A 2,077-nucleotide genomic window follows, 5' to 3' on the forward strand; every position below is an offset into this window, starting at 1 on the left:
CGTTTCTCAGGTAATTTAACTAAATGACATTTTTTACAACGATATCATCTGCCGTCTTATTCAGACGTTCACCGTTCTCTTGGCAGTCTCACACACTCAATGGATTACTATCTACCTAAGCGTGATACTGCGCTTGACCTGTTTTAGGCGGGCCGTTTTATTGATTATGAAGGAAGGACGCACATGGCAGATGTTCACGAGCTGCTTGATACTTGGATTGCCAATGTCAAGGATGATGAGCTGCTGACCGAGCTCAACACGATGAAGGAGCAGGGTGACGAGGATGCCATCACCGATGCCTTCTTCCAGGATCTTGCCTTCGGCACCGCCGGCCTGCGTGGCACGATCGGTGCTGGCACCAACCGTATGAATATCTATACGGTCGGCCGTGCAACGCAGGGCTTCGCCGACTATCTCAATGCGACTTTTGAGCATCCGGCAGTTGCCATCGCTCGCGATAGCCGCAATAAGGGTGAACTGTTCGTCAAGACGACTGCTGCTATTCTTGCGGCAAATGGTGTCACCGCCCTTGTGTATCCTAAGATTTCCCCGGTGCCTACGCTATCTTGGGCTGTCCGCGATCTTGAGTGCTCCGGTGGCATTTGCATGACCGCTAGTCATAATCCGGCGCCTTATAACGGCTATAAGGCCTATGGCCCCGACGGCTGCCAGATCACGAGCGAGGCCGCCGATGCAATTTCTAAGGCTATTGCCGAGACCGATACGTTCACTGGCGTGAAGTCCATGGACTTCGATGAGGCTCTTGAGCAGGGTCTGGTCAAATGGATCGATGACTCGTGCCTCGAGCGTTATTACGACGCCGTTCTCGCGCGCGGCGTGACCAACCTTTCTGCCGAGGAGATCGCTGGCGCTCCGCTTAAGCTCGTCTACACTCCGCTCAACGGCACTGGCCTCATTCCCGTCACGACGGTGCTCGAGCGCGCCGGCATCACCGATGTCACGGTTGTTCCCGAGCAGAAGGACCCGAACGGCGATTTCCCGACCTGCCCGTATCCTAACCCCGAGATCCGTCAGGCCATGCAGAAGGGAATCGACCTGTGCGAGCAGGTTCACCCCGATCTGCTGCTTGCAACCGATCCTGACGCCGACCGTGTTGGCGTTGCTGTTAAGAATGGTGATGACTATCTGCTGCTGACCGGCAATGAGATGGGCGTTCTGCTGCTCGACTATATCTGCAAGACCCGTGCCGCCCGCGGCGAGGATCTCACCAAGAAGGTCGCGGTTACTACCATTGTTTCTTCCGCCATGGTCGATGCCCTGGCCGAGGAGTATGGCTTTGAGCTCCGTCGCTGCCTGACGGGCTTCAAGTACATCGGTGACATCATTACCTCGCTTTCCGATGCTGGTGAAGTCGATCGATTTATCTTCGGTTTCGAGGAGAGCTACGGTTATCTGGCCGGCGACCACGTGCGCGACAAGGACGCCGTGAGCACTTCGCTTCTGATTTGCCAGATGGCGCAGTATTACAAGCTCCAGGGCAAGAACCTGGCCGATGCGATGCACGAGCTGTACGAGAAGTATGGCTACTATCACAACAAGACGATTTCGCTGAGCTATCCGGGCGCTGAGGGTGCGGCAAAGATGGCCGGCATTATGGCGGGTCTGCGCGAGAACCCGCCCGCGGAGCTCGCAGGCTCCAAGATTGAGGCCGTTGTGGATTACAACACGTGCGTGAACGGCCTGCCGAAGGCTAATGTCATTGAGTTCGATCTTGAGGGTGGCAACAAGGGTATTGTCCGTCCTTCCGGCACCGAGCCCAAGATCAAGCTGTACATCTTCGCTAAGGGCGCGGATGCCGCCGAGGCTGATGCAGCACTTGACGCGATTGAGGAGTCAGGTCGCAAGCTGTTGGCCTAAGGTTTTGAAAGCCTATTTCTATAGATAGACGAAAAAGGGGATCTCGGAAACGAGGTCCCCTCTCTATTACCGGTAAATACAGCTGAGAATCCCAAACTGTGTAGGAGTTGTGTGCAACCAGATTCCCGCCCCGCGGGCCCCTCCGGTCTGGCAATATATCTCCTTGCCGCGCGGCCCGGTCGGACCGGGGACCGGCGCA

At 56.1% G+C, this 2,077-nt stretch carries 1 protein-coding gene; it reads left to right on the forward strand.

From position 1 onward, the window contains the following. Window positions 1-183: 183 nt before the first annotated feature. Window positions 184-1,878: a phospho-sugar mutase gene (locus tag ACQQ92_RS08400; protein ID WP_427794544.1), complete on the forward strand. Its 1,695-nt coding sequence runs from the start codon at window positions 184-186 to the stop codon at window positions 1,876-1,878. The last annotated feature ends 199 nt before the right edge of the window (window positions 1,879-2,077 follow it).

It is taken from the genome of Collinsella sp. SGI.241, from assembly GCF_050312955.1.
GTDB lineage: Bacteria > Actinomycetota > Coriobacteriia > Coriobacteriales > Coriobacteriaceae > Collinsella.